20 protein-coding genes are annotated in these 23,540 nt (G+C 48.8%); 2 read left to right on the forward strand and 18 right to left on the reverse strand.

Translation table 11 applies throughout. The features are described from left to right. Position 1: 1 nt before the first annotated feature. The 4 genes from ACX1C1_RS23980 to ACX1C1_RS23995 form a co-directional block, all read right to left on the reverse strand. Positions 2 to 1,585, reverse strand: a complete 1,584-nt coding sequence (locus ACX1C1_RS23980; RefSeq protein WP_458954630.1) for a response regulator transcription factor — start codon at positions 1,583 to 1,585, stop codon at positions 2 to 4. A 216-nt stretch (positions 1,586 to 1,801) separates the two neighbouring features. Beyond that, entirely contained in the window at positions 1,802 to 3,379 is a 1,578-nt protein-coding gene (locus tag ACX1C1_RS23985; protein ID WP_458954631.1) for a GH116 family glycosyl hydrolase, read from the reverse strand. Between the two features lie 237 nt (positions 3,380 to 3,616). Then, a complete protein-coding gene (locus tag ACX1C1_RS23990) occupies positions 3,617 to 4,768 on the reverse strand; it encodes an IS4 family transposase (RefSeq protein WP_458954632.1) in 1,152 nt (383 codons plus the stop codon). Positions 4,769 to 5,085: 317 nt separating this feature from the next. Further along, positions 5,086 to 5,469 carry a winged helix-turn-helix transcriptional regulator gene (locus ACX1C1_RS23995; RefSeq protein ID WP_458954633.1) on the reverse strand — a complete coding sequence of 128 codons (384 nt, stop codon included), beginning with the start codon at positions 5,467 to 5,469 and terminating at the stop codon, positions 5,086 to 5,088. Between the two features lie 252 nt (positions 5,470 to 5,721). On the opposite strand from ACX1C1_RS23995, the gene ACX1C1_RS24000 reads away from it, so the two are divergent. After that, positions 5,722 to 6,252: an NAD(P)H-dependent oxidoreductase gene (locus ACX1C1_RS24000; RefSeq protein WP_458954634.1), complete on the forward strand. Its 531-nt coding sequence runs from the start codon at positions 5,722 to 5,724 to the stop codon at positions 6,250 to 6,252. Between the two features lie 69 nt (positions 6,253 to 6,321). On the opposite strand, the gene ACX1C1_RS24005 is transcribed toward ACX1C1_RS24000, so the two are convergent. The 5 genes from ACX1C1_RS24005 to ACX1C1_RS24025 form a co-directional block, all read right to left on the reverse strand. Then, entirely contained in the window at positions 6,322 to 7,005 is a 684-nt protein-coding gene (locus ACX1C1_RS24005; protein WP_458954635.1) for an LrgB family protein, read from the reverse strand. Continuing rightward, positions 6,998 to 7,369: a CidA/LrgA family protein gene (locus tag ACX1C1_RS24010; RefSeq protein WP_458954636.1), complete on the reverse strand. Its 372-nt coding sequence runs from the start codon at positions 7,367 to 7,369 to the stop codon at positions 6,998 to 7,000. The genes ACX1C1_RS24005 and ACX1C1_RS24010 overlap by 8 nt, the downstream gene beginning before the upstream one ends. Positions 7,370 to 7,462: 93 nt before the next feature. After that, on the reverse strand, positions 7,463 to 7,699 hold the full coding sequence (locus ACX1C1_RS24015) for a hypothetical protein (protein ID WP_458954637.1): 237 nt from the start codon (positions 7,697 to 7,699) through the stop codon (positions 7,463 to 7,465). A 36-nt stretch (positions 7,700 to 7,735) separates the two neighbouring features. Continuing rightward, positions 7,736 to 8,641 carry an MFS transporter gene (locus tag ACX1C1_RS24020; protein ID WP_458954638.1) on the reverse strand — a complete coding sequence of 302 codons (906 nt, stop codon included), beginning with the start codon at positions 8,639 to 8,641 and terminating at the stop codon, positions 7,736 to 7,738. Between the two features lie 626 nt (positions 8,642 to 9,267). Beyond that, entirely contained in the window at positions 9,268 to 9,852 is a 585-nt protein-coding gene (locus tag ACX1C1_RS24025; protein ID WP_458954639.1) for a phosphatase PAP2 family protein, read from the reverse strand. Positions 9,853 to 10,088: 236 nt separating this feature from the next. Here ACX1C1_RS24025 and ACX1C1_RS24030 point away from each other — a divergent pair, with 236 nt between their 5' ends. Then, a complete protein-coding gene (locus tag ACX1C1_RS24030; protein ID WP_458954640.1) occupies positions 10,089 to 10,724 on the forward strand; it encodes an NAD(P)-dependent oxidoreductase in 636 nt (211 codons plus the stop codon). Positions 10,725 to 10,803: 79 nt separating this feature from the next. Here the strand turns inward: ACX1C1_RS24030 and ACX1C1_RS24035 are convergent, their stop codons facing one another. From ACX1C1_RS24035 to ACX1C1_RS24075, 9 genes are all read right to left on the reverse strand, one after another. Then, positions 10,804 to 13,110 carry a glycoside hydrolase family 3 C-terminal domain-containing protein gene (locus ACX1C1_RS24035; RefSeq protein ID WP_458954641.1) on the reverse strand — a complete coding sequence of 769 codons (2,307 nt, stop codon included), beginning with the start codon at positions 13,108 to 13,110 and terminating at the stop codon, positions 10,804 to 10,806. 6 nt (positions 13,111 to 13,116) lie between these two features. After that, the gene (locus ACX1C1_RS24040; protein ID WP_458954642.1) at positions 13,117 to 14,718 is read right to left on the reverse strand and encodes a response regulator transcription factor; all 1,602 of its coding nucleotides are present in this window, start codon (positions 14,716 to 14,718) and stop codon (positions 13,117 to 13,119) included. 14 nt (positions 14,719 to 14,732) lie between these two features. Continuing rightward, positions 14,733 to 16,520, reverse strand: a complete 1,788-nt coding sequence (locus ACX1C1_RS24045; RefSeq protein ID WP_458954643.1) for a sensor histidine kinase — start codon at positions 16,518 to 16,520, stop codon at positions 14,733 to 14,735. Between the two features lie 77 nt (positions 16,521 to 16,597). Beyond that, the gene (locus ACX1C1_RS24050; RefSeq protein WP_458954644.1) at positions 16,598 to 17,428 is read right to left on the reverse strand and encodes a carbohydrate ABC transporter permease; all 831 of its coding nucleotides are present in this window, start codon (positions 17,426 to 17,428) and stop codon (positions 16,598 to 16,600) included. Positions 17,429 to 17,443: 15 nt separating this feature from the next. Beyond that, positions 17,444 to 18,316 carry a carbohydrate ABC transporter permease gene (locus ACX1C1_RS24055; protein WP_458954645.1) on the reverse strand — a complete coding sequence of 291 codons (873 nt, stop codon included), beginning with the start codon at positions 18,314 to 18,316 and terminating at the stop codon, positions 17,444 to 17,446. A gap of 259 nt (positions 18,317 to 18,575) precedes the next feature. Continuing rightward, complete coding sequence (locus ACX1C1_RS24060; RefSeq protein WP_458954646.1) at positions 18,576 to 19,892, reverse strand: ABC transporter substrate-binding protein; 1,317 nt, start codon at positions 19,890 to 19,892, stop codon at positions 18,576 to 18,578. Between the two features lie 146 nt (positions 19,893 to 20,038). After that, positions 20,039 to 21,058 carry a glycoside hydrolase family 130 protein gene (locus ACX1C1_RS24065; protein WP_458957789.1) on the reverse strand — a complete coding sequence of 340 codons (1,020 nt, stop codon included), beginning with the start codon at positions 21,056 to 21,058 and terminating at the stop codon, positions 20,039 to 20,041. A gap of 303 nt (positions 21,059 to 21,361) precedes the next feature. Further along, positions 21,362 to 22,210, reverse strand: a complete 849-nt coding sequence (locus ACX1C1_RS24070) for a PIG-L deacetylase family protein (protein ID WP_458954647.1) — start codon at positions 22,208 to 22,210, stop codon at positions 21,362 to 21,364. A gap of 18 nt (positions 22,211 to 22,228) precedes the next feature. Then, the gene (locus tag ACX1C1_RS24075) at positions 22,229 to 23,536 is read right to left on the reverse strand and encodes an MFS transporter (protein WP_458954648.1); all 1,308 of its coding nucleotides are present in this window, start codon (positions 23,534 to 23,536) and stop codon (positions 22,229 to 22,231) included. Positions 23,537 to 23,540: the final 4 nt, after the last annotated feature.

Here is a 23,540-nt window from a genome sequence, read left to right on the forward strand (position 1 = left end):
TTCATGTCCTCCCGTTCCTTTCATGATCGTTTTTCTTGTAGTCGCTGGGCGCAAAGCCGGTATATTTCCTGAACACCAGGGAGAAGTAACGGTAATTCGGAATACCCACAGCCTCCGCTATTTCATAAACCTTCGTGTCGCCAGCCTTTAATAGCTGCATCGCCTTCTGTACTCTAACCTTTGATACATATTCGTTAAACGATTCGCCAAGCTCCTCGCGGAACAGCTTGCCCAAATAAGCGGCGGAGAGTTGCCCTACCTGCTCGGCAATGTTCTGCAATGTGAATGGTTCGGCATACTGCTCTTCGATAATTTGTTTCGCTTTAGCCACCTCGCCTCTGAGCTTGCGCGGATGAGAGGAGTAGAGCATGTCGAGTTGCCTGTGCAGCAGCTCCGACAATTCCGTCAAGGCTGATGCCTGCTCCAATAATGTTCGATTCAACGTCCGCTCCGGCTCAGCTGTATCGTCAATCGGCCATCTTAAGACGCCTCGCAAGGCAAGCTCCTTCAATTCCCCGGGCAATATGGCCTCTTGGGAAGCCCATTCGATAAAGACTTCTTGAATCTCTTGTTTGCATCTCGTATAATCGGAGGCCGCAAGCGAGAAGCTATTTAGTACAGCAGCACTCTCTTCAGGTGTAGCGCTCCTTAGCAAGGAAGGCGCGCCATAATAGACAGACGTCGGCTCCGGCGCATAGAAACGCGCATCCTCCCAGGCCTGATTTTCCGCAAAACGCAATTTAAGCTCCCCGCCTGTCTCGAAGGGCGCACTAATGACTGCGATTAGATCGATTTCTCCATCCGAATAGGAGAATGAGGCGGATAAATGCTGTTGAACCTGCTTCATCAACTGGACAGTCTCCGTAATCAACGCCTCCCTCTGCTTGAAAGGAGCGAATACGACATATTCCCTGGACTTTAAGGATATCCATCTGAGCGGATCCGCCTTGTCAAGCTCCCAGTTATGGAGCGCATCCTGTACAGTCCGACTAGCATACAGCTCGTCCATCGGGAGGGAGATGAGCTTGAATTGAATAAGCGCAGCAGGCCCCTCCGGCATGATATCATACCGTTCTGCAAATTTGCGCCAGCCTTCGTCCATCTCCTGGGCCGGGGTATCGTGCAAGAGCGCGTACATCTCCTTGCCGCAATGCCACCTGCGTTCTTCCTTGGCACTGCGCACGACGAGCGAAGCTTGATTAATAGCTTGCTCTGTCTTCCTCAGCACTCGCTTCAGATCTTCTTCCTCAACATTGGATTTGACAAGGTAATCCAGCGCTTCCTGCCGTATCGCTTCTCTCGCGTAAGCGAAATCACTGTGCACGGTCTGGAGCACAACCTGCATGCGAGGGAATCTCCGTCTGAGCTCGCGCAGGAGTGTTATGCCGTCCATCGCAGGCATCGTTACATCGGTGATCACCAGATCGGGCTCGCACTGCTCGCAGAATGCCAGCGCCTCTTCTCCATTACGCGCCTCGCCAATAAGCTCAGCCCCCCAATCCTCCCATGGATAAGAGGACATTTCCTTACGAAGAGGCTCTTCATCATCGACAATAAGAACTGTGAGCATCGGTCTATAGATCATCACTCGCACCTCGCATTCATGTTGTAGGCTTGCCATCATGTAGCTTTTATCATGCATCGGAATTGGATTTAACTATATTCAAACATTGTACGCATTCAAAAAGAAATTGCAATTTCTTTATCTCAAGCCGCATCCAAACAAAAAATCCCCTGCTTTGGCAGGAGATTTTTGGGATTTTGTACATTTCAGTGAGTTGAAACGGTATTATATTCCTAATTATACAAAAAAATAATCTGCCAACAGTATCTCAAGCCTACCGCTTTGATTGACAGACACAGCACCCGTCATCCCAAACGTAATCACATTGCCTGCTCGCTCAAACATAAGCTGCTGCCCGTCAAGCCTAATACCCTTAATCACTTGACCGTCAAGAAGATCGCTTGCGAATGATCGAACGTCCAAGTGTCCCGATTTCACTTCCAGTATGAGATGTCCCGGCTGATAGCTGAACGCTCCCCAGCCTTCGTTCAAACTCCAAAACGTTCGATAATCGCCGCGCATGATTTTGGGGTTGAAACCGATATGCTGCTTCGTCATGTCATATTCAAATCCGCTAAGCGCAATTAATAATGCATAAGAAGACATGGAGCGGACATAGTTGCTTCCGCATTCAAACTCGTTCCAAGGATTCCTTTTCTCCCCATCATAACGCGCTCTTACCGCTTTGACAGCGTTCAGCCCTTCATCAACAAATCCTTCATAGATCATATGAGCTGCTGCCTGGTATTCGAAGCCATTCATACATTCGTCCGCATACGGGATCGGCACGACCGGACTATTCTGATTCGGCCATGTGCAGATAATCAACCCATCCTCCTCGTTCAGCGCATAGATGCGGCATGCATTGGGATAATTTCCTATATATTCTATAAAATTATGGTCATAGATGGCCTGAACAGCCGATTTAATTTTGTGCGGGTCCAGTATATATCCGAGCCCGACAATATGGGCGAACCATTGCCCAAGAACCTGGTCGATCCCGCAGCCCTCGCCGATTTGATATTTCAGCTCGCCTGCTTCTTCATTCCAATATGGGGCAGCGGCATGAAACACATCAACGATAGCTTTATCCTTTATATCTACAGCCTGATGAAAGTAGCTCCCATTGAATAAATGTTCATTTGTCCACTTGGAGCCGCTTTCATATATCTTGTAATACTCCTCGGCCTTATCCGGTTCGTCGAGTGCTTCCGCCATTTCGGCTGCCGCCTTCAGAGCTGCCAAATAGATACTTGTAAGCCATGAATTAGGTCCGAATAATTCCATATCAAGGGTATGATGCTGCCGCCCTTCCATTACGCCGTCTTTATTGGCATCCCAGCGGTCTTCGTTTGACGGGTCCCAGGCATATTCCAATGCCTTCTTCACCTTCGGCCATAGCGAGCGCAGCCAATCGGTATCGCCTGAAATTTTCCATTCCCGATACGTTTTGATAATGCCGCCCATTTGCCCGTCTGCAGCAGCGCATCTTACATTCTCTTTCGTTGTTCTTTCTGCTGGCAAATACAATCGAAAAGCCATCTTTCCATTGTCGAACTGCGCATACGTATAATCGATATTCCTCATCGTTCGCGCAAGCGAAGGAAATAAGAATGCCGTTGCTTGCTCATAATTCCATACATGCGTGCATGAGCCCTCACAGGATCCCTCATTCATATGAACGCCTTCGAAGCCATACAGCGTGCCGTCCGTCAATCGCAGTACAGTCGGGGATTTCAGAATCGAGATGTTGCTGGACACAGCATCAAGAACGTAACTTGGAAGACTTGAAGCAAACAGGGTATCATGAAACATTTGCGTTTCCCCATGAAGCTTGTCATAATTCGCAAGAATGTACTGAGCCGTTTCCTTTGAATCGGCCACTAGCGTTGCATAAAACTTGAAACTCTATAAGTCTGAAAATTGAGAAATCATTTTTTTTCTGGCGGCAAATCCAAAAGGTCGAACAGCTCTTAGAGGTAGCTCTTTCCATTTGGATGAATTATGTAAAATTGTTCACATGTGGATAACTAGCTGGCGATCGGCTTGCCGTTAGGCGATTGGTTCCCTTCGTTGCCTTCCTTGCGATTCGCGACTCGGCTTCTGCTTCATTCGTCGCAACCATTCGGAGTAAGGCTGCCACAGCAGTTTCGTCAGCCATCGGCTTAGTTGCAACAGACTGTGCTCGACCTTCGTCTCCATCTTGACCAGCAAGAGCAAGCAGAATGCGATCAGAGCAATCCAAATCTGGTTCTGCACCGCACGCTCGCTTTGTCCGTGAAAGTGCTTGATCCGCAGATGCTGCTTCATCCATTTGAAGAACGTTTCGATCGCCCAGCGGCTGCGATACATATCACTTATCTCGTCACATGTTAGATCGAAACGGTTCGTCACCAGAAACAGCATGTTCCCTTGCGAGTCTTCCGTCTGGATCATCCGTAATGTATGCTTCATCAGCTTTTGCTGAGAGCCTACACGCACATTCATGTCTACGCTAACACAGCTGCCTTCCGGAATTTCCCGTTCTTCCAGCGGTTCTATGCATGCATTGCTCTTGAGCCGGGTGACGAAGAAAATGCCATCGAGGCAATAGCGATCAAATGCTGCGTAGTCGATGTAGCCGCGGTCGAACACATACGTGATGCCAGGTTCATCGACAAGTCTGTCGAGCTGGGTGCGGTCATTCTTCTTCGCTGCTGTAATCGTCGCTTTCTCCGGAATGACATCCTCATCGCCTACAAACGCCAGTCGCATGTGCACTTTGATCCCCGACTTCGTCTTACGGAATTCCGCCCATTTGTACTTTTGCAAGCAGAGGGCGACGGTTGTCGAGTCGATAATCTTAATCTTGGTGCGATGTGCCGGTGCGCTGAACCGTGAAAGTACCTGCTTGGCTAGTTGCTCGAAAACGAGCTGGAGCAGTTCAGGATCCACTTGCTTATGTTTGCGACTGAGCTGGAAGGCAGAGATGGATGTAAGCCCGAGTTCTCGCTGTAGCGTTTCACTGAGCAGATCGTCAGCGATATGTCGTAATGCTTCCCGATTTTGCAATTGCGTGTGGAGGAACAACTTCAGGTAGGACGCTGTCGTAAACTTCTTTACGTACTTATCTTGCTCTGTTTCAGCAATCCGATCTGTGAACGATTTCGTACATATTGGCGCGAGCCATTTACCAAACGATGAGAATAGCGTATCATTGTCCATGAGATGATCCTTTTGAATGGATTATGGACAGGGCTACCTACCATATCTATTTTAAAGGATTTTTTTATGCTCAAATGCTAGAAAAACAGAATATTGCGAAGATTCAGAGAACATTAATGCAACGCTAGTGATTCAATTTCATCAGCATAATCCTTCCAACGAATAATTTAAATAATAAATCTATCATAACTTTTCGTTGAAAGAGTAGAGAGGGATAGCTGTATGCTTAAGGTGGAATTTCGAGCGCTAAGAATCATATCTTTACAATTCATCTATGATTCATCTCGAATCCATTTAAAACTATTATGATGGACATTTCAGTGCTTAGTAGGTTCTTCTTTATTGCAGTTTGGGGGACCATTAACACCCTTCACAAAGTCGAGATGCTTAAATCCCCAGCTGCACATGTCAGTCAACACGGGAGCCAGCGTTTTTCCGTGATCGGATAACTTGTATTCGACTTTTGGAGGGATCTCCTGATATACTCTGCGTTCAACAAGCCCGTCTCGTTCAAGCTCCCGAAGCTGATTCGTCAGCATCCCCTGCGTAATCACCGGGAGCATCCGCCTCAGCTCTCCGAATCGCTTGGTCCCCTCATGCAGCAAAATAAACAGAATCAAAGGCTTCCACTTCCCGCCAATGATATCCAATGTCGTTATTATGCCTTGCGTCGAGTTATCGTCCTGAGCTCTTAACGGCAATATCATCAACTCCCAAGCTTGAAAAGAATACTTTCGTTATCTCCCATAAGATTAACAAAATATCTCTCATACTGATAGTACTCTTCATTTATGTACGTAGTACGTTCTAACGTACTACCCCACAAAGTCTTGCGCCATCTATGGTATGGAGTAAAGGACTAAGTACGAATAAAATGCGTACTTTTCATCTATATAAATAACCCGGATAATCAAGGGGTAAGATAACCAATTAAACAGTAAGGGATGATGGTCATGAAAACGATGGTAATTGTAGCACATCCAAACCTTAACAACTCCGAATGGAATAAAGCGCTGCTGTGCGAGTTAAACAAGCTGCCGAATATACACATCCGTGATCTGTATCAAGAATATTCGAATTGGAGCATCAACGTCGAACAAGAGCAGCAATTGTTAATGAAATACGACAGAATTGTTTTTCAATTCCCATTATATTGGTACAGCTGCCCGCCGCTTTTAAAGAAGTGGTTTGACGATGTGCTGACATTCGGCTGGGCGTTCGGTCCCGGTGGCGAAAATTTGAAAGGAAAAGAATTTATGATCGCAACAACAACAGGCGGCTCGGAAAACGAATATCGTGCAGGCGGCCGCAACTGGTTCACCCTTAGTGAATATATGAGGCCGATACAGAGTACCATCACCCGATGTAATGGAACGTTCCTGCCAGCCTTTGTATCCTATAATCCAACAGCTGGCACCCTCAAGGATGAAGCAAAACGTTATACGGAGTTTGTCCAGCAATCTCATGTGAAGCTCGCGCAATGAAGGAGTCATGATGACACGATTTAACGTAAAACAATGGTGAAATAGAAGGAGCCGATCCATTCATTTTTGTCAGGTTAAGTAATAAAGCCCAATGGAGAACACCGACACCAGGATGCCTGCAACGCCCATAGCCAGACTGCTAAAGGCTCCTTGGCGTTCCGATTCTTTCAGAATCTTGGCAGTGCCAATCCCATGCGCGGCCGTTCCCATTGCGATTCCGATCGCCATGTCGCTCTTAAGGCCGATTACCCTGCAAAACCATACTCCGAACATACTGCCGAACAACCCCGTTAATACCGTAAACACCGCTCCCAATTCCGGAATCCCTCCCAATTTGCGTACAATCTCTATAGAAATTGGAGTGGTGGCCGACTTGGGCAGCAAAGTCATCAGCAATTCTCGAGTCCCATCGAAGAGGTAGATGCATAGCGCCGATGCGCCGAAGCTTACGATAATACCTATGGTGATACCTGGAATGATTATTTTTGAATGAGCACGAATAGCTTGCCAGTTCTTGTGCAGCGGAACCGCAAGCGCCACGGTAGCCGGACCTAGCATATAAGTCAGTATATCGCCCCCGAAACGGTATTGCTCGTAGGATATATCCGCTGCAGCAAGTAGAACAATCAGGCTTAATGAACAGACAAATAAAGGATGGATCCAAGGCAGTTTTTCTCGAAGACGCAGCGACAAGACATAAATGATAACCGTAATTCCCAAGCCGAAGATCGGCGAATGAACAAAATCAATCATCAGTCCTGATCCTCCTGCTTGCATTCTTCCCTGCTCTGGATTCGGCCGCTTGTATGGTCCAACCCGTTGCCGCCATGCTGGCAAGCGTTACAATTGTTAATGCCGCGCCTATTGCCCAAGGATGCTCCATGATTACAGGGAGGAATACCATCGTACCAACAATAGTCGGGACAAAAAATAGCAGCATATGCGAAAGGAAGAAATTCGCTGTCGCCTCGACCTGCTCCAGTCTAATCCATCCGCAGCGAAGCGAAAGCAATAACAGTGCCATGCCCGTCACATTGGCGGGAAAAGGCACATGCAGAACATGCTCAATCAGCTCGCCAACAAGTAAAAATCCGATCAGCCACGCCAAACCTGCCAAAAGCGGCTCCCCCTTTAGTCTGAGATTATGTACATGTTAATCATTGAATCGAATGAGCGGATGGCTCCAAGCACCAGCATATCGTTAACTAAATCAGCGCATTAGGTGATTCAGCTTCTTCATATACACGATTCCGATAACTGGCCCAATACTGAGTATCGCGAACACCCACTCCCAGCCCACAATCCGCTGCACCATTGGGACTAGCTGAATGGAAGCGATTGTAATGAGAAAACCCACGGCCATTTGAAACGTGAGTGCCGTGCCTGCATACTCGACCTCTGCGAACTCGGATACCGCGGCAGAGAACTGGGCCGAGTCTGCAATCACGGACACCCCCCATATGAGAGAGACAAGAACAGTTAGTCAGATGGCACCGCCAAATGTAAAACCAATCGCTATCGCACAACATCCGCTAATGCCCATCGCCAAAATCGTGAGCCGTGCTCGTCCGATACGATCTGCATAATAACCGCCAATGATGCACCCTGCCGCTCCGGCGACACCGATGGACAGGAAAGCGATTAGTGGGGCTGCTGCTGTGCTAATTCCAGGGGCTGATTGATCAAGACTCGCTCTCAAGAATAGAGGAAGCCAGGTCCACATCGCATACAGCTCCCACATATGCCCGAAGTACCCCAAATTCGTCAGCATGATCGACCTGTTCGCGAGCACCTGCCGAAGCAGCCGCATGGATATGACGGTCGGTCGAGTAGGAACGGGCGCATCCCGTTGTATCACCATCATCACAAAGGATGATACCGCAGCAAGCAAGGAGCTAATTGCGATGACCATCTCCCACTGTACAGAAGCGAATAAAACATAAACCAAATGAGGAAAAGCAGAACCTAACGACAACGCAGCAATCAAGATTCCGATCGCCATGCCCCGCTGCTTGGGAAACCACTGAGCAAGCAGCTTAACCGCAGTGGGATACACCCCGGCGAGCGAGATCCCCGTCAGGATTCGCAGAGCTAATCCTACATACGCATCATCGACTAAGATCAGTAGACCATTGCTCGCAGCACCTATTATAGCCGACATTGCGAATAGCTTCCTAGCATTAATTCGATCAGCCAATCCCAGATACGAACTAACCAGCGCACCGATAATAAAGCCGATCTGCACTGCCGAAGCTATCCATGCCTCCATTGATGGTTCAAGGTCCCACTCCACTCTTAACTCCGGTAAAATAGCAGAAGCGCTGAACCATAAGCTCAGCGCAAACCATTCGCTCAACGATATCCAAAACAATGCGGCCCACCGATTCATCTTGATCCTCTACCTGCCTTTGCAAAAAAAACAATAACTACTTCTTACCCATTATAGCTCCTATAGGTAGGCTTGCGTCCAATCCTCCGCATAATTCCTCGCATATTGCTCGAACGTCCTCGGCTTTCTGCCCAAAAGCCTTCGACGAAACAGGTTTCGAATACGTAATTCGTCTCCCCAGTACATGAGTCAAAATAGTCGCGCAACGCTGTACCCATCGTCTCGGAACTTAATGGATCCACTTCCTTATAGAGATCTCTGACATCGTCTCGAGTAATCATTTACCCTTCTTACGTTCTATTATGCTCGTTAACACGTAGGTCGGTCCATATGGAGGCGATCTGCGATATCGGCAGATATGGTCCTTCTCTCAGACATGGGCATTTTCTCCTGCGCTAACAGGTCGCGCAACACGCCCCAATGGGCGAAGGTCACGCCTTTCTCCTGCAGCTTAACGCCAAGCTGGGATTTAAACTGCTGCGTTGTTTTGTTTACAAGCAACCAATTTGCGATTCGAGCGGTTTCGTTTTCAACTGTATACTAACCAGTTAAGTTACGTTCTGTCAGGCTCGCCACAGCACAAAAAAACGCCGGTAAGTTACCCGGGCGCCTGTGTTTTCTTCATTCTACATTCCAGCTTCATGCGATTCGTCTATTTGTGGTTTCTTGCTGTTTAGCAGCCTACTGCACCATGAACGAACTGCATCATAAACCGAATATGTTTCCAACAGCCGATAGACAATGACGGCGATCACAATGCCCAATCCTGTACCTGCGAGCACATCTAGAGGATAATGTTTGCCCACCCATATACGCGAATATGAAACGATGGCAGCAAATCCGATATAGGTCCAGCCTATTCGTTTCGAAAAGAGTATAAATATCATTGCGATTGCAAACGCCGCCGAAGCATGGTCACTGGGAAACGAATTGCTCTCCACATGCGGCAGCAGCTGGTTCACCTCATAGATAACAAACGGCCTATCTCTATGATAGATGAGGGAGATCCAGCGACTGCACAAGACAGTAACACCTACGGAGATCATCCCGTAAATGGCCATCTTACGATGAAACATCAGCATAAGTAGTAAGCTGAAAAAGAAAAAATAATCGCCCCAGTTGGCCGCTAGTACCATAAACTTACCTATAATGCTGTCATTATTTGCTGCATCGTTAATGAGTTTAAACAGTTGATAATCCCAATTCATCATTGTCCACCACACTTGCAAGTAATTTATTTTTCACACGACTTTTTTGCACTCGATTGTCCTTGCCATACAACCTTTGATTCGTGTCGAAATGCGCGTCACATGTGACATTAGAACTATTTATTATATTATTATTGTAAGGGCAACAATATGCTGTTTATCGCTTAGTTGTGACAAGAGCTTGAACTTTTCAATACTTTCCTGCTTCGATACCTGCAAGATATAATGTTAGTATCAGATTGAAGGAGGTTATTCTTATCATAAAACTATTCGTCGTAGGCGCAACTGGCCAAACGGGACAAATCATCCTGCGGATGGCACTTCGCAACGGCCATCACGTTACAGCATTCGTGCGATCCCCTGACAAGCTTACCCCACATGAAAAACTAACGATCGTAACTGGAGATCTCACTTCAGCCGAGCAGTTGACTGCTGCAATGCGTAATCACGATGCCGTCATCAGCACCTTGGGGACAGAAGGAACGGGACCCTCCACATTTCTGTCAGATGCCGCGAGAGCACTCGCAGCTGCGATGAAAGAAACACACATCGAACGGATCGGTTATGTCGCATCTGCAGGGATTCATGGAGAGATTGAGGGGATATTCGGTAAATTTATTATGCGCCTCCTTCGCAACGTCCTTCAAGACCATGCCGGGGCGGTGAAGTCGCTGCATGATTCCGGCTTGTCGTATACCATTGCGCGTCCGATGGGACTGACCAATAAACCAGGCAAAGGCGAATGGCGTATCGCTAGCGAGGGTCTTCCCCCGAAACCTAGCCGCAGTATAGCAAGGGAAGATGTAGCTGCATTTATTCTTGATGCGATTGAGAACAACCGGTGCTTGCGCCAATCAGTTGCCATTGCATACTAAACAAACAGGGACCCTGCCGCATGGTACAATGCGCAAGAGTCCCTGTTTTCGTATATAATGATTTATGCGAATTTCATATTTATATAATTGCAAGCTCCGCACCTATTGTCTCCTGCAAGCTTCCTCCAACCAGAATCTCTACTTTGCAAGGTTTTGCCGCGAACGACATCGAAGTATCCCAGATGCCGAGCTCTTCCAGCCCAAGTGAAAGCTCGACCATTCGTTCCTCACCAGGTTGCAAGGCTACCTTAACGAAGCCCTTCAGCTCCGCGATCCGCCGCGTAATGCCAGACTCACGCGCTTTGATATACAGCTGCACCGCTTCGGAGCCAGCGACATTGCCCACATTGCGAACTTTAACGTGCACCGTCACTTGATGTCCGTCTGCCAGCTCGCTGACGGAGATCGTACGTGTAGACAACATTAATTCGGAATATTCGAATCTCGTGTAGCTCAGCCCGTGCCCGAACGAATATAAGGGAGATGAGTGCATATCGACATAAACACGCAGCCTGCCGGGATCCTTCTGATTGTAATAGACCGGCAGCTGGGTCGACGAACGAGGGATCGAGACGGGCAGCTTGCCGCTCGGATTAACCTGTCCGAATAAAATTTCTCCAATCGCCTGTCCGCCCTCTTTGCCAGGATACCACGCACAAAGCACCGCTTCCGACAGCTCTGCAATTTCCTCAATAGCATGTGGTCGACCTTGAATTAATACAACGACGACAGGTACTCCAGTTGCTGCCACTGCTTTCGCCAACCGGATCTGCCCTTCGCCAAGCCTCAGATCAGCGAGGTCAACCCCTTCGCCACAATCCATCTCGGCTTTCTGATCCCCGTCAATAACGGCTTCGCCGTTGCCATCGAACAGATCGCCGAATTGTCTTGCGCTGCTGCCGCCAAGCACGAGCACGGCGACATCCGCGGCCTTAGCGACCTCAACTGCTTCGCTTAGCTCCGTTTCGGAAGAAGAGCGAATACCGCTTCCATGAGCGTAAGTAATTTCTATTCCCTCATGTGCCGCCATACGAATACCTTGCAGAACGGTCGAGCCCGTCTGGGCACGCTGAACGCTTGTATAGTCGCCAAGTTGATTGTACATACGATCCGCATTCGGACCGATTACGGCGATTTTCCGTTGACCATCCGCGCGAAGAGGCAGCATTTGTTTCTCATTCTTAAGCAGAACCGCCGACTCACGCGCGATTGCAAGATTAACCTCGCGTATATCCGCGGCGCCAACAACAGCTGCCGCTTTGGCTTCGTCCGTGTACGGAGTATCGAACAAACCGAGCTCGAACTTCAAGCGCAGCACGCGGGCAACCGCCCGATCCACATAAGATTCGTCTACAAGCCCAGACGTGACCGCAGCCTCCAACGTCGTGAAAGACTTATCCCACAGGCTGAGATCCACGCCCGAAGACAGTGCCAACGCGGCTGCAGCTTCATGCCCGCCTGTCAATGCCAGCAGACGGTCGACGGCCTGCCCGTCAGCCATGACAATCCCATCGAAGCCCCACTCATTTCGTACAATCCCCGTCAACAGCTTCTCATTGGCATGACACGGAATGCCGTCGATTTCGTTATAGGCTGCCATAAAGCCGGCCGCTCCTGCCTTCGAGCCAGCTTGGGCAGCGGGTAGATGAATCTCGCGCAGCTCACGCTCGCCTATGCTCGCGGGACCCGCGTTTTTGCCGCCGATACCCGCTCCTTGTGCGCTTAGATGCTTTAATATGACTGCGACACGTTCATCGCTAGCAAGGTCCCTATCTCCTTGCATCCCGCGAACAGCTGCTTGAGTAAATGCCGATGCCAGATACGGATCTTCGCCGAAACATTCCTCCGTACGCCCCCAACGCGGATCCTGTACGATATCAAGCACGGATATTAAGCCCAAATGCGCGCCTCGACTACGAATTTCGGCAGCCGTCAGTCGATATGCTTCTTCCATCAATGCGGGATTCCAAGTTGAGCCAGCATTCAGGTTAACCGGCAGCATCGTTCCATCTAGCGCCTGATGACCGTGCGGACTCTCTTCACTTAACAAGACAGGAATACCAAGGCGGGTATGCTCCCGCACATAACGCTGAATCTGGTTGGCGACAGCTGCGCTGTCTGCGGCTGGAATACCGTTCGCGTAATCGACGCCAGACCATGGGTCACTGCGGAACAAGCCATACAATGCGCCCATTCCTCCAAAGGCTGCCACCTCTTGCTTGAAGGCATCCGTCAGCTCATAGTTGCCATTGCCTAGTTTGGTGTACGCATCCCAACCGTACATTCTTTGGTTTAATTGGCCGACCTTCTCGGAGAGCATCATTCGTGACATCAGATCGGCGATGCGCTCTTCGATCGGCAATTCCGCTTGCTTGTACTTTTCCATGATGCCTTACCTCGTTTCTCTGTTGCCTGCTTGCAAGCCTCGATATTGTTTCGGAGTCATCCCGACGTATGATTTGAATACCGATACAAAATATTTGTATTCCTTGTAGCCGACTTGCTCGGCAATCTCAAATACTTTATCGTGCGTAGTCGCGAGCAGCAGCTTGGCCTGCTCCATCTTGAGTTCGTTCACATATTCCGTAAACCCTTTACCTGTGCTTTGCTTAAAAATATAACTAAAATAGCTTGGCGTAATCTTAAGCCATGCCGCAACCTCTGATGCTTTCAGCTCATGTTTGAACAGATGCTCTTCGATGTAACGCTTTGATTTCTCGATGATCCAGTACGAGCGGTCTCCGCCATTCTGCTCAACAAGCTCGAAGAGCTTCTGCATATCTAATTGCACGGCCTGTTCAAGTGATTCGTACGTGTTAAACACGCTTGGATCGACGACACCGGCAATTATGCCGCTATCTACACCGGTCATGCCGCTTTTGCGCAGACGCTGCCGGAGCAACGTAAGCACTTCTTCACGCGCCGCAACGATCTCATGCAAGAAGTAGGACTGTTCCTTGAAAAAGACAAATAGACCCGACACGGCCTCTCGCATCTCTTCTTGATTCTGCTTGAATAACGCGGCTGAAAGGGCTTGAACGGTTTGCGCCAGGTCCAGCTCCGCCGGCCGTCTGAGTTCGCTCCACTTCAGCTCTGTGTGGCAGTCTAGCACGGTCGCCTGCTCAACGACATGATAGTGGGTCAGATCAGCCGCTTCTGCGCATCTCGACGCAGTTTCGTTCAAATCATGGAACAGTCCCGACACGCCCATATAGAGCGAAGGAGATTGCTGACAGTGATTCGCGGCTTTCTCCCAGAAGGTTTCCCACTCCGCAGCTTGCAGCGGCTCATCGGCTACGATCAGCGTAATTAATAAATTCTCCTGGTCAAAAATCGAGAATGTACGAAGTCCAGGCTGCTCCAGCGCTTCACGGATGCCTGATAACCACTGCTCGTGCAGTTCGTCGAGCTGCTCCCGTGCAAGCTCACCATATCGTTCGTGAAATTTCTCCAGTCGGCTCGCCACAACACGATGTTGAGCACCTCGCAGTGACGATGGCGCTTCTCTGTTGTATGCGATTCCGTTTCTTGCCACGTTAGTCAGCCAGAGCTTGATCTCCTGGAGTCCCTCGCCATTCTGTTCCCTGCTCGCTCGCATATCTTCGATTAATCGGGTTACTGTCTTCACTAATTCATCGATCTCCACAGGCTTAAGCAGATAATCGTGTACACCGATCCGCATCGCCTGGCGGGCATATTGAAAATCCTCATAGCCGCTTATGATAATAAGCCTGGTATCGGGAAACCGCTGCGACACTTGACTCGCGAGCTCAAGTCCATCCATGCCATCCATGCGGATGTCCGTTAGCACGATATCGACCCGCTCCCGCTCCATCAATCGCAGCGCTTCTTCGCCATCATAAGCTACGCCGATGACTTCAACGTCTAGTTCCGCCCAGTCGATCGTATGACGCAGACCTTGACAGATGACGGGCTCGTCGTCCACTATAATCATTTTGACAAGCGTACACTCCGTCTCAACTTGATCTCCCATGTTTGTACACCGCCTTAGCTTTCTGCATGCATGAGAGGCAACCGCAGCCTGATTACGGTTCCCTCCGGTGATGAATCCACGATTTGAACGCCGTACCGCTGTCCGAAGGAAATGGTCATTCGTTCATGAATGTTATGCAGCGCCCCTCGTTTCCCGCTCATTACCTCCAGCGGAGGACTTTCTTCCAGCATTGCTCTTATTTCGATTAGTCGTTCCTGACTCATGCCCTTGCCATTATCAGAAACGTCTACCCAGATCTCATCTTCGTGCCGATAACCGATCACCTCGACTAGATGAATGGGCTTGGACTTATCCACCCCATGCTTAAAATAGTTCTCGACAAGCGGTTGAATCGAAGCTTTGAGCGTTGGTGCCTCCTCGAGCTCAGGTTCCAAATACAGCTTGTACGACAGCTTATCTCCAAGCCTGTAATGCTGCAAGAACAAATAAGCCTGAACAAATTCGATTTCCTTTGACAGCGTTGTTTGATGTTGATTATTCCCGACACTTGCCCGAAAAAACTTGGACAACATCTCGATTAGACGGCTGGACTTATCCGCCTTCTCCAGTCTGGCGGTCCAACGAATCATGTCTAACGTATTGTACAAGAAATGAGGATCGATCTGATTTTGCAGCAGCTTGAGCTCTGACTCCCGTTCGCTGATCTCCAGCTTGTATTTGTGCTCGATGAGTTCCTCGATTGTCCCCACCATGGCGTTGAACTTCCGATTGAGGTCTGCAATCTCATCCTGAGACTCTATCGGCACCCTAACGCTAAAATCGCCGCCAGCCACGCGAACCGTCTCTTGCTTCAGGCGCATAATCGGCCGAATGATCATGTAATTAAACCCGTAAAATGCTGCTAACGCCAACGCGACGATCGCAGCCAATATGGCCATCATCATCCATTCCGCGCTTTGGAATTGTTCCGATATCTGCGATTCGGGAATCATCGCGACAATCGTCCAGTTCGGCACCGACATACGGTTGTAAAGCACAAGCTGCGGCTCACCGTCTATATCCATCGTGCTGAAGCTGCGGTCGCTGTTAGCGAGCTTGTTCATTTGCGCCGCATAGGGCTCGTAATCTTCGGCTGATTGACCACCCGAAGCCAGCAGAAGCTCCCCTTCTGCACCAAGCAAATAGACCTTGCCAGAGGAATCGCTCAGAATACCCTTCGCAAGCTGCGACACGACGCTAGGTTCGTCTAGCCGTATCGTGAGGAGACCAAGCGGCTGAGTAATGTCGGCGTAAGAGTTAAGCACCCGGATTAACGAGAATACGCGCTGCTGACCATACCATGCACTCTCCAACTCATACCCTTCCGTCCAGAACAGTCCGCCCTTCATAGCCTGGGCTCTGTTCTGCCACTTGATCTCGTCGCCCGTGAAAGGCTCCCCCATCTGGATGGAGTTACCGTTATGACCAACGATCTCAATCGATCGGATATAGCTTTTGGACATCAACTGGAAGGTAAGAAAATTTTCGATATCATTTTTCAGGTCCGCAATTTGCCCGTCTGTTAGTGGAGGATACGTACGCAAATATCGCCGCATATCTGGACTTAGAATGAGATAATCGGCCATGTCTGTCACCATCTTCGTCTGCTCTGACAGCTGGCTGGCCACATTGTCCAAATTGCGGTGCACGGAGCTTATATATTGCTCCCGCAACACCAGTTGATAGTTGTATTGTACGATTACACCGACCCCGACTGTGGGCAAGATCACGAATAACAGGAAAATGATAAGCGCTTTTTTCCTCAGGCTTAGCCTTCCAAAGCCTCTCCCACCCATTATCATGCTGTTCCTCCTTCGCGGCCGGCCTAACCTATGCAGGTACCTTGTGGACATATTGTATATCTATGCCGAAGAACGAATCAACCTTTGACAGCCCCTGCCGTCATACCTGTCACCAGCTGCTTCTGCAGCAAGAGATAGAAGATGACAATCGGAACGAACGCGATCGTAAGCGCGGCCATCTGCAGCGTATAGTTCGCGGTTTCGAGTCCAACGAAATTAGCGAGGCCAAGCGGCAACGTTTTGAGGCTGTTGGACGTCACGAGCACAAGGGCGAATAAATATTCGTTCCAGTTGTAGATAAAGTTCAGAATGAGGACGGTCGCCATAGCAGGACGTGTCAACGGAAGGATAATCGACCAGAAAATCCGGAAGATTCCTGCTCCGTCCATAATACCCGACTCCTCCATATCCTTGGGGAAACCTCTCATGAAACCTTCCAGAATAAATACGGTAAGCGACAAATGGAAAGCCGTATATGGCAGAATGAGCGAGAAATACGTATCAATCAAGCTCAGTTTTTGCATAATGAGAAAAATCGGTATCAACGTGGCATGGATCGGAACGAGCATACCTAACAAGAACAAGCTATACGTCAAACCACGCAATTTGAATTCAAATCGGGATAAGAAAAAGGCCGCGAGCGCGCCAAGAAATACCGTGACGATTAATGAAACAAACGTGATAAGGAAACTATTAATGAAATAGGTGTCCATGTTGGCGATATCCCAAGCCTTGACGTAATTCGAGAAATGGAAGCCAGTCGGCATGGAAAAAGGATCTGCTGCGTATTCTTGCTCCGACTTGAATGAGTTGATAATCATCCAGAAGATCGGAATCAAATTCATGAGGGCGAACAAACCTAAAAAGATGTAAGCGAATATTTTGAACAATGGAGATCTCTGTTTCACGATTTCCTCTCCTTTCTATGCTTTTTCCTTGCCGAAACGGTTAGCGATTGTAATGACGACTAAGCTGAAAATCAGAATCATGATCGAGACTGCGCTGCCGTAACCGTACTCCAAATTAACAAAAGCGCTGGAATACATATGAATCGTCATAACCTCAGTCTGATGCGCCGGTCCGCCGCCAGTTAATACCTGGATAAGATCAAATACGCGGAACGAATTACTGATACTGTAAACAACAGTGACCATGATAGTGGCACGGATCATCGGAATGGTTACGTACAAAGTACGCTTCAATCCGGTCGCGCCGTCCAGCTCCGCAGCTTCGTTGACTTCATCAGAAATATTTTGGAGAGCCGCAAGAAACATAATCATATACAGACCAACATTTTGCCAAATATAAGCGATGCTGATCGATAAGATCGACCACTTCGGATCGCCGAGCCAGTTCTGCTGCCAGCTTTCCAGCCCCAAGAATTTGAGCAAATTGTTGAGTAATCCATACTCCGTGTTATACATCATTCCCCAGATGAGCGAGACCATGACGGATGAGATAACAACTGGCATAAATCCGACGGTACGGAAGAAGCCGGAGCCCTTAAGCCCTTTGTTAAGCAGTAATGCCATCAGCAGTCCGAGCGGCAATTGACCGACCAGACCCGTTGCCATAATAATGAGATTGTTTTTGACCGACAACCAGAATGTATCGCTTTGGAACATCCGGACGTAGTTATCAAACCCCGCAAATTCCTTTGCGCCGATGCCGTTCCAATCCATAAGCGAGTAATACAAGGAAAGACCGATCGGAACGATCGCAATCCCTAGATAGATCAGAAGCGCTGGGAACAATCCGATGAAGATTGCCAGCTTGCTCCGTTTAAGCGTATGCATCACCCATTCTCCTTTCGAGGTTGTTCAAAAAGTTCGCTTCCCATTACGACGTAATTCCAGTAGCTTATTCGACATCGAATCTTGAACTCAGCCGAACCTTCCGTTTCTAGCTTCATCCAATCTTCTCGGTACTGGAAACCGAACTTTTTGAACATTGATTCTTATTGTAAGGTCGTTCTATCCATTATTAGGCCTTATACAGAGAAAACCCGGAGCCCGGGTTTTCTCTGTATGCGCCTTAAGCTTGATCAGCGAAGCTTTATTTCTTGTTGTATTCGTCCATAGCCTCTTGCGTATCCGCTGCAACCTCTTCAGGTGTGCCGCGTCCTACGGTCAAAGCCTGCAATCCGTTCTGGATCACGCTGACAACCTGAGTCGGAATGATGCTGTCGAATACAGGAGCCGTCCCTTTGCCTGTCAGCTCAAGCATTTCTTTCAGATACGGGCTTGCGTTCTCTGGCACATCAACCTTTGCAGGAACAACAACGCCGTTGCTGATCAGGTCTTTGTACAAGTCCTCGCTAACGAAATATTTCATGAACTCTTCTGCAGCCGCTTTTTTGCGCTCATCGAGCTTGCTGTTAATCGCGATGCCGTATTGCACGACGCCCGCGCTTTTCGCTGGATCGCCTTTGCCGCCTTCAACGCTTGGGAACAACGCGATACCGAACTTGTCGCCATCTTCATTGTTGATACGGACACGCGCATCCACCGTCGAAGAGGAGATATGCATCGCCGCTTTGCCTTGGATCAGGTAATCCTGGCTCTGTACGGAGTCCATGTTATTAGCATCCGTATTAAAAGCTTTCAGCTTGCTCAGCTCGTCGATAACGGAGATCGCGCTAACGAACTCGGGATCCGTGAACTTCGCTTCGCCGCTCACAACCTTCTGCAGGAAATCGCTGCCTGTGAAGCGGTCACCGATAATCGAAAGGATGGAGGACTGAAGCGGCCATTGCTCTTTGTTGCCAAGGGAGAGTGGCGTAAGACCCGCTTCCTTCAGCTTTTTGACCAGATCAATAAAGTCCGCATATGTCGTTGGGAACACGTCGTAGCCTACGCTCGACACCATTTCTTTGTTGTAGTACACAATGTCAACAAATGTTTGTTTGGTCGGGATCGCATATTGTTGACCGTCCACGTTGAACGGAGTTAACGCACCTTCCGGCAGAATGTCTGTCCAGTTGGACATCAAATCGTTAATCGGCTGGAGCAGCTCGCCACCGACAAGCGGCGCCAGATCCGCGCCTGGCCATACCACGTTCACATCAGCCAAATTGTTTGCGGCAGCTAACGTACGAAGCTTCGTTTTATATTGAGCAGAAGGCACTTCATCTGTTTTGATAACGATGTCCGGGTGATCCTTCTGGAATTGCTCGATACGCGCTTTGTAAACATCATTGTCAATATTCGGAGTCGTCCAAGGATGCATCATCGTAATCGTGACTTTATCGCCTGTCGAAGATCCTCCGTTACCATCATTGTCTGTGGAATTGCCGCATGCAGCCGTCGTAACAGCCATAAGTCCCGCTACTGAAACAAGAAGAGTTTTTTTCGTGAAGTTGGAGTGGACCATCTTTAAACCCTCTTTCTTTTTTTGTAATCGCTTTATTAGCAGAGATCAGCAATCGGGGCGCCCAATTGATCTATATACTTATTATAAAAAATCTTAATAATCGGAAATATCCTGTAATTCCTCGATTTTATCCTGAAAAATACGAGTTATTTGCGATTCTCTGGCAAATTAAGGTGCTCAAGCATCTCTTCAAGTGTCACGGTCGCAAGTGCGATCGCCGTATCTGTCACGCCGTAGTAGATATGCAGGTTGCCTTCGTCTAGTACGCAACCCGTCGGGAAGATGACATTCGGGATTTGGAAGCCGAACTTCTCGTAATAGGTTTCTGGCTCCATAATGAAATCAGTCGTTCTTGCCAGAATTTTCGTTGGATCCTCCAGATCGAGCAGCATCGCGCCAAGGCGGTATACCGTTTGCTGGTCTACGCCATGATAGAAGAGAAGCCAACCTTGCTCCGTGCGGATCGGCGGCGTCGAGCTTCCGATTTTTTTCATTTCCCATTCTTGCTCCGCTTTGGCGAAGAGAACGGGTTCTTCCCAGGTCTTAAGATCGTCGGAATACGAAATCCAAATTGCAGCCTGCTCCGTGCCGTATGCTTCACCGATATACTCCTCAGGTCTGCGCAGCAAAGCGTATTTGCCATTGATCTTCTCTGGGAACAAGATATTGTTCCGATCATTAATTTCGAGCGGCGTCGTCGTCGAAACGTACTCCCAATTGATCAGGTTTTGAGAAGACAACAGTACCGATCGGGTCAGCCAGTGGCCCTCTTCTTCTCCCCAGCCGTCTGGGTACGTTGGGATGGAACGTTCCGGGATGCCTGTTCCTGTCGGGTAATAATTCATAGCTGTTGGACGTAACGCGATCGTCATATAGAAGGTATCTTCAATCTTCACCATACGTGGATCCTGTACGCTGCCGTATGGGAATCCGAGTTCGTCCGGCGTAACAACTGGCTTGTCCACAACATGAGTAAAGTGGACGCCGTCTTCGCTCTCAAGCAGGCCCAAGAAGTTTTTGCAAGGCGTCAGAGACTCTGCCGTTCTTTCGATCATATAATATTTGCCGTTATCCTTGATGACCGCGGGATTAAATACGGTTGCCAATCTCCAATCGTATAAACCCGGTACGACGATCGGGTTCTCTGGGTGTCTGACAATGTTCAACGATGTCATGGATGTCCCTCCAGCTATATAATTTCATAATATAGAAGCTATTATAGCCCTCTCCTCCCCTCAGTTATATCCCATCGAATGTTGAAAACATCCGAATTCTATCATTAAAAAGACGCTCACAAACAAAGAACCCTCCTTCGCGAACGAAGGAGGGCCGGAAATTGAATACAGTATGGAGCGAGCAATAGTTTCTCATATTTACGCAGCATGATGGCAGACGGACAAGAGAAATCCCGTTAGGATCTGCTATCATCATCATTCAACAGCTCCAGCCTTATTCGCAATACGATCAGCCTACAACGGACGGAAATTGGCATCCGGCAGGGATACATAGTGGAAATATTCTCGAGAAAAGATGCGGTAATACAACCAATAGGGGAGCTTGTCGTATAGGGGTTGAACATCACCCATGACCTGATGCTGCGTTCGGTGCGCGCGTACGACCGCCTTCTTCTGCTTCCCATATGATGCGATATTGACGGCATAATTGGCCGGCGGCATACCTGCGTCACGATCATACCGCTCGCGGAACGTCTTCGAGAGCTTCATCGCCAGCTCGATCATGCTGTCCGGCAGCGTCATGACGAGGAGATGCTTTACGCCAAGCTGTTTGTTCATGATCAGATTTTGGGCAGCGCGCCCAGCGCAGACATGATCAAGATGTCCATATAAGCCAATGCTGCTGTCAAAGCATAATACGGTATCCGGCCGGTTAGCGATGATTCGCCGTTCGATCTCGTCCTCTAGGATCTGTTCGTCCACTTCCTGCAACCGACGATCCGGATAATGTAGTACCTCCATCGAATCGTAATGTAGAATGCGCGCCACCTCATCTAACTCTCGTCTGCGCATCCCCGCCAGCTCATGGCGCTCCGCTAAGCCGCCAGTGGGTCCATCCTCCCCCTGAGTCAGATAAAGCGCATGAATACGGCTGCCGTACCGCTTGAGCTTCGCCAGCGTTCCGCAAGCCATCACTTCATCATCAGGATGTGCGAATACAGCAAGCACAGCATGGTGATCCCCAATCTTGAAGGCGCCGCGACGTGTCGAAATGCGATAATCATTGATGTAGCGGTTCAATACGCTTATAAGCACAACCCCTGCAAGGACTAACACGGCTGCAATTCCAATCCAGATATTCACAAGCCTTCTCCTTCACGACTACTTGGTAATATGCAGCTTGCGGATAAACAGGTAACCGATTAGCGCAAATACGGCTGCGATCGGTGAGATCAACATCACGCCAAGCGGCTCCTCCGTCGTATTGCCGAATACATCCAGCAGGACGCCGACTGTAAGAGCAGCAATGGACAACATAAGCTTATTAATCAGACCTTGCACTCCGAAGAACATCGCTTCTCGATGCACCCGATTGACCCTTACATCTTCATCAATAATCTCCGAAATAATAACGTTAGGAATGACCATTAAACCCGAATACGGGAATCCCAGCAATGCCATTAGCATGAAGCCAAGCGGCGCTCCTCCAAATCCTGCCGCCGTGAACAGCGGAATCATCGCGATACAAGCTGTAACGATGACATAACTGAGTATCGCCAGCTTCAATGCGCCGGATACCGTCATTCGTCTAAGCAATAAATTGTACACAGGTATAAACAGCAGCCCTGCAATAACTGACGATATAAACAGTGTACTCGACATGCCTTTATCCAGCCCCAGTTGGACGGTTGTCAGGAATGCCAGGTTGTATTGAATGAGTTCAAAGCCAAAGAAAAATATACAGAAGCCGGTAATATAGGTGCGGAACGTAGGGTTCGCAAGCGCATTTTTTACCGATACGAACAGATTGGATGAAGAGCTCTCAATGGGTACGGCTGTCGCATCCGAGCGCATCCGAACCGTTACAGCCGGACCGCATAACGCGATTACACAAATCAGACTCATGATGAGGCCGGCTGGACCGTAACCAAATGCATCGATGAGGAATCCTGAAGCCCCCATTGCAATTCCCATGCCAAGGATGCCGAATAAAGCGACAAAGCTTTGAATGAACATACGCTGCTTCTTGTCCTTGGCGATCTCCGGCAATAAGGCAAAGTACGGGTTAACGACAACCGTATACGAGAAATAGAATACGATAACAGCGACCAGCACCCAGATGAAATGAATCCACTCTTGATTCCCGATGGACGGCGTATACCATAACATATTAAAGGAAAGAATCATCGGCAGCGTGCCTCCTAATATAAACGGAAGACGACGTCCAAGCTTGGACGAAGAATGTCTGTCGCTCCAATTCGCAATGACAGGATCCATTAATGCATCTACGATCCGTCCGCACATAATACAAACACCAACAAGACTGCTCTTTAGTATGACATCACCTTCACCGCTTGCAAGGAAGATCAGCAGCCAAGTTGTAATGAATTGATTCAGCATGCCTGGCCCCATATGCCCAACTGCGTAGGTTACTTGACGAATTCCCTTCAACTCTCGATATGCACTCATGTTG

The organism is Paenibacillus sp. strain BS8-2 (genome assembly GCF_054483835.1).

Excerpts from the sequence above, each read along its gene's own strand:
- ACX1C1_RS24020 (WP_458954638.1), bottom strand. The coding sequence starts at position 8,641 with ATGAATCGGTGGGCCGCATTGTTTTGGATATCGTTGAGCGAATGGTTT.
- ACX1C1_RS23980 (WP_458954630.1), bottom strand. The coding sequence starts at position 1,585 with ATGATCTATAGACCGATGCTCACAGTTCTTATTGTCGATGATGAAGAG.
- ACX1C1_RS24045 (WP_458954643.1), bottom strand. The coding sequence starts at position 16,520 with ATGATAATGGGTGGGAGAGGCTTTGGAAGGCTAAGCCTGAGGAAAAAA.
- ACX1C1_RS24025 (WP_458954639.1), bottom strand. The coding sequence starts at position 9,852 with ATGATGAATTGGGATTATCAACTGTTTAAACTCATTAACGATGCAGCA.
- ACX1C1_RS24060 (WP_458954646.1), bottom strand. The coding sequence starts at position 19,892 with ATGGTCCACTCCAACTTCACGAAAAAAACTCTTCTTGTTTCAGTAGCG.
- ACX1C1_RS23985 (WP_458954631.1), bottom strand. The coding sequence starts at position 3,379 with ATGTTTCATGATACCCTGTTTGCTTCAAGTCTTCCAAGTTACGTTCTT.
- ACX1C1_RS24000 (WP_458954634.1), top strand. The coding sequence starts at position 5,722 with ATGAAAACGATGGTAATTGTAGCACATCCAAACCTTAACAACTCCGAA.
- ACX1C1_RS24075 (WP_458954648.1), bottom strand. The coding sequence starts at position 23,536 with ATGAGTGCATATCGAGAGTTGAAGGGAATTCGTCAAGTAACCTACGCA.
- ACX1C1_RS24040 (WP_458954642.1), bottom strand. The coding sequence starts at position 14,718 with ATGGGAGATCAAGTTGAGACGGAGTGTACGCTTGTCAAAATGATTATA.
- ACX1C1_RS23990 (WP_458954632.1), bottom strand. The coding sequence starts at position 4,768 with ATGGACAATGATACGCTATTCTCATCGTTTGGTAAATGGCTCGCGCCA.
- ACX1C1_RS24055 (WP_458954645.1), bottom strand. The coding sequence starts at position 18,316 with ATGCATACGCTTAAACGGAGCAAGCTGGCAATCTTCATCGGATTGTTC.
- ACX1C1_RS24035 (WP_458954641.1), bottom strand. The coding sequence starts at position 13,110 with ATGGAAAAGTACAAGCAAGCGGAATTGCCGATCGAAGAGCGCATCGCC.
- ACX1C1_RS24005 (WP_458954635.1), bottom strand. The coding sequence starts at position 7,005 with ATGATTGATTTTGTTCATTCGCCGATCTTCGGCTTGGGAATTACGGTT.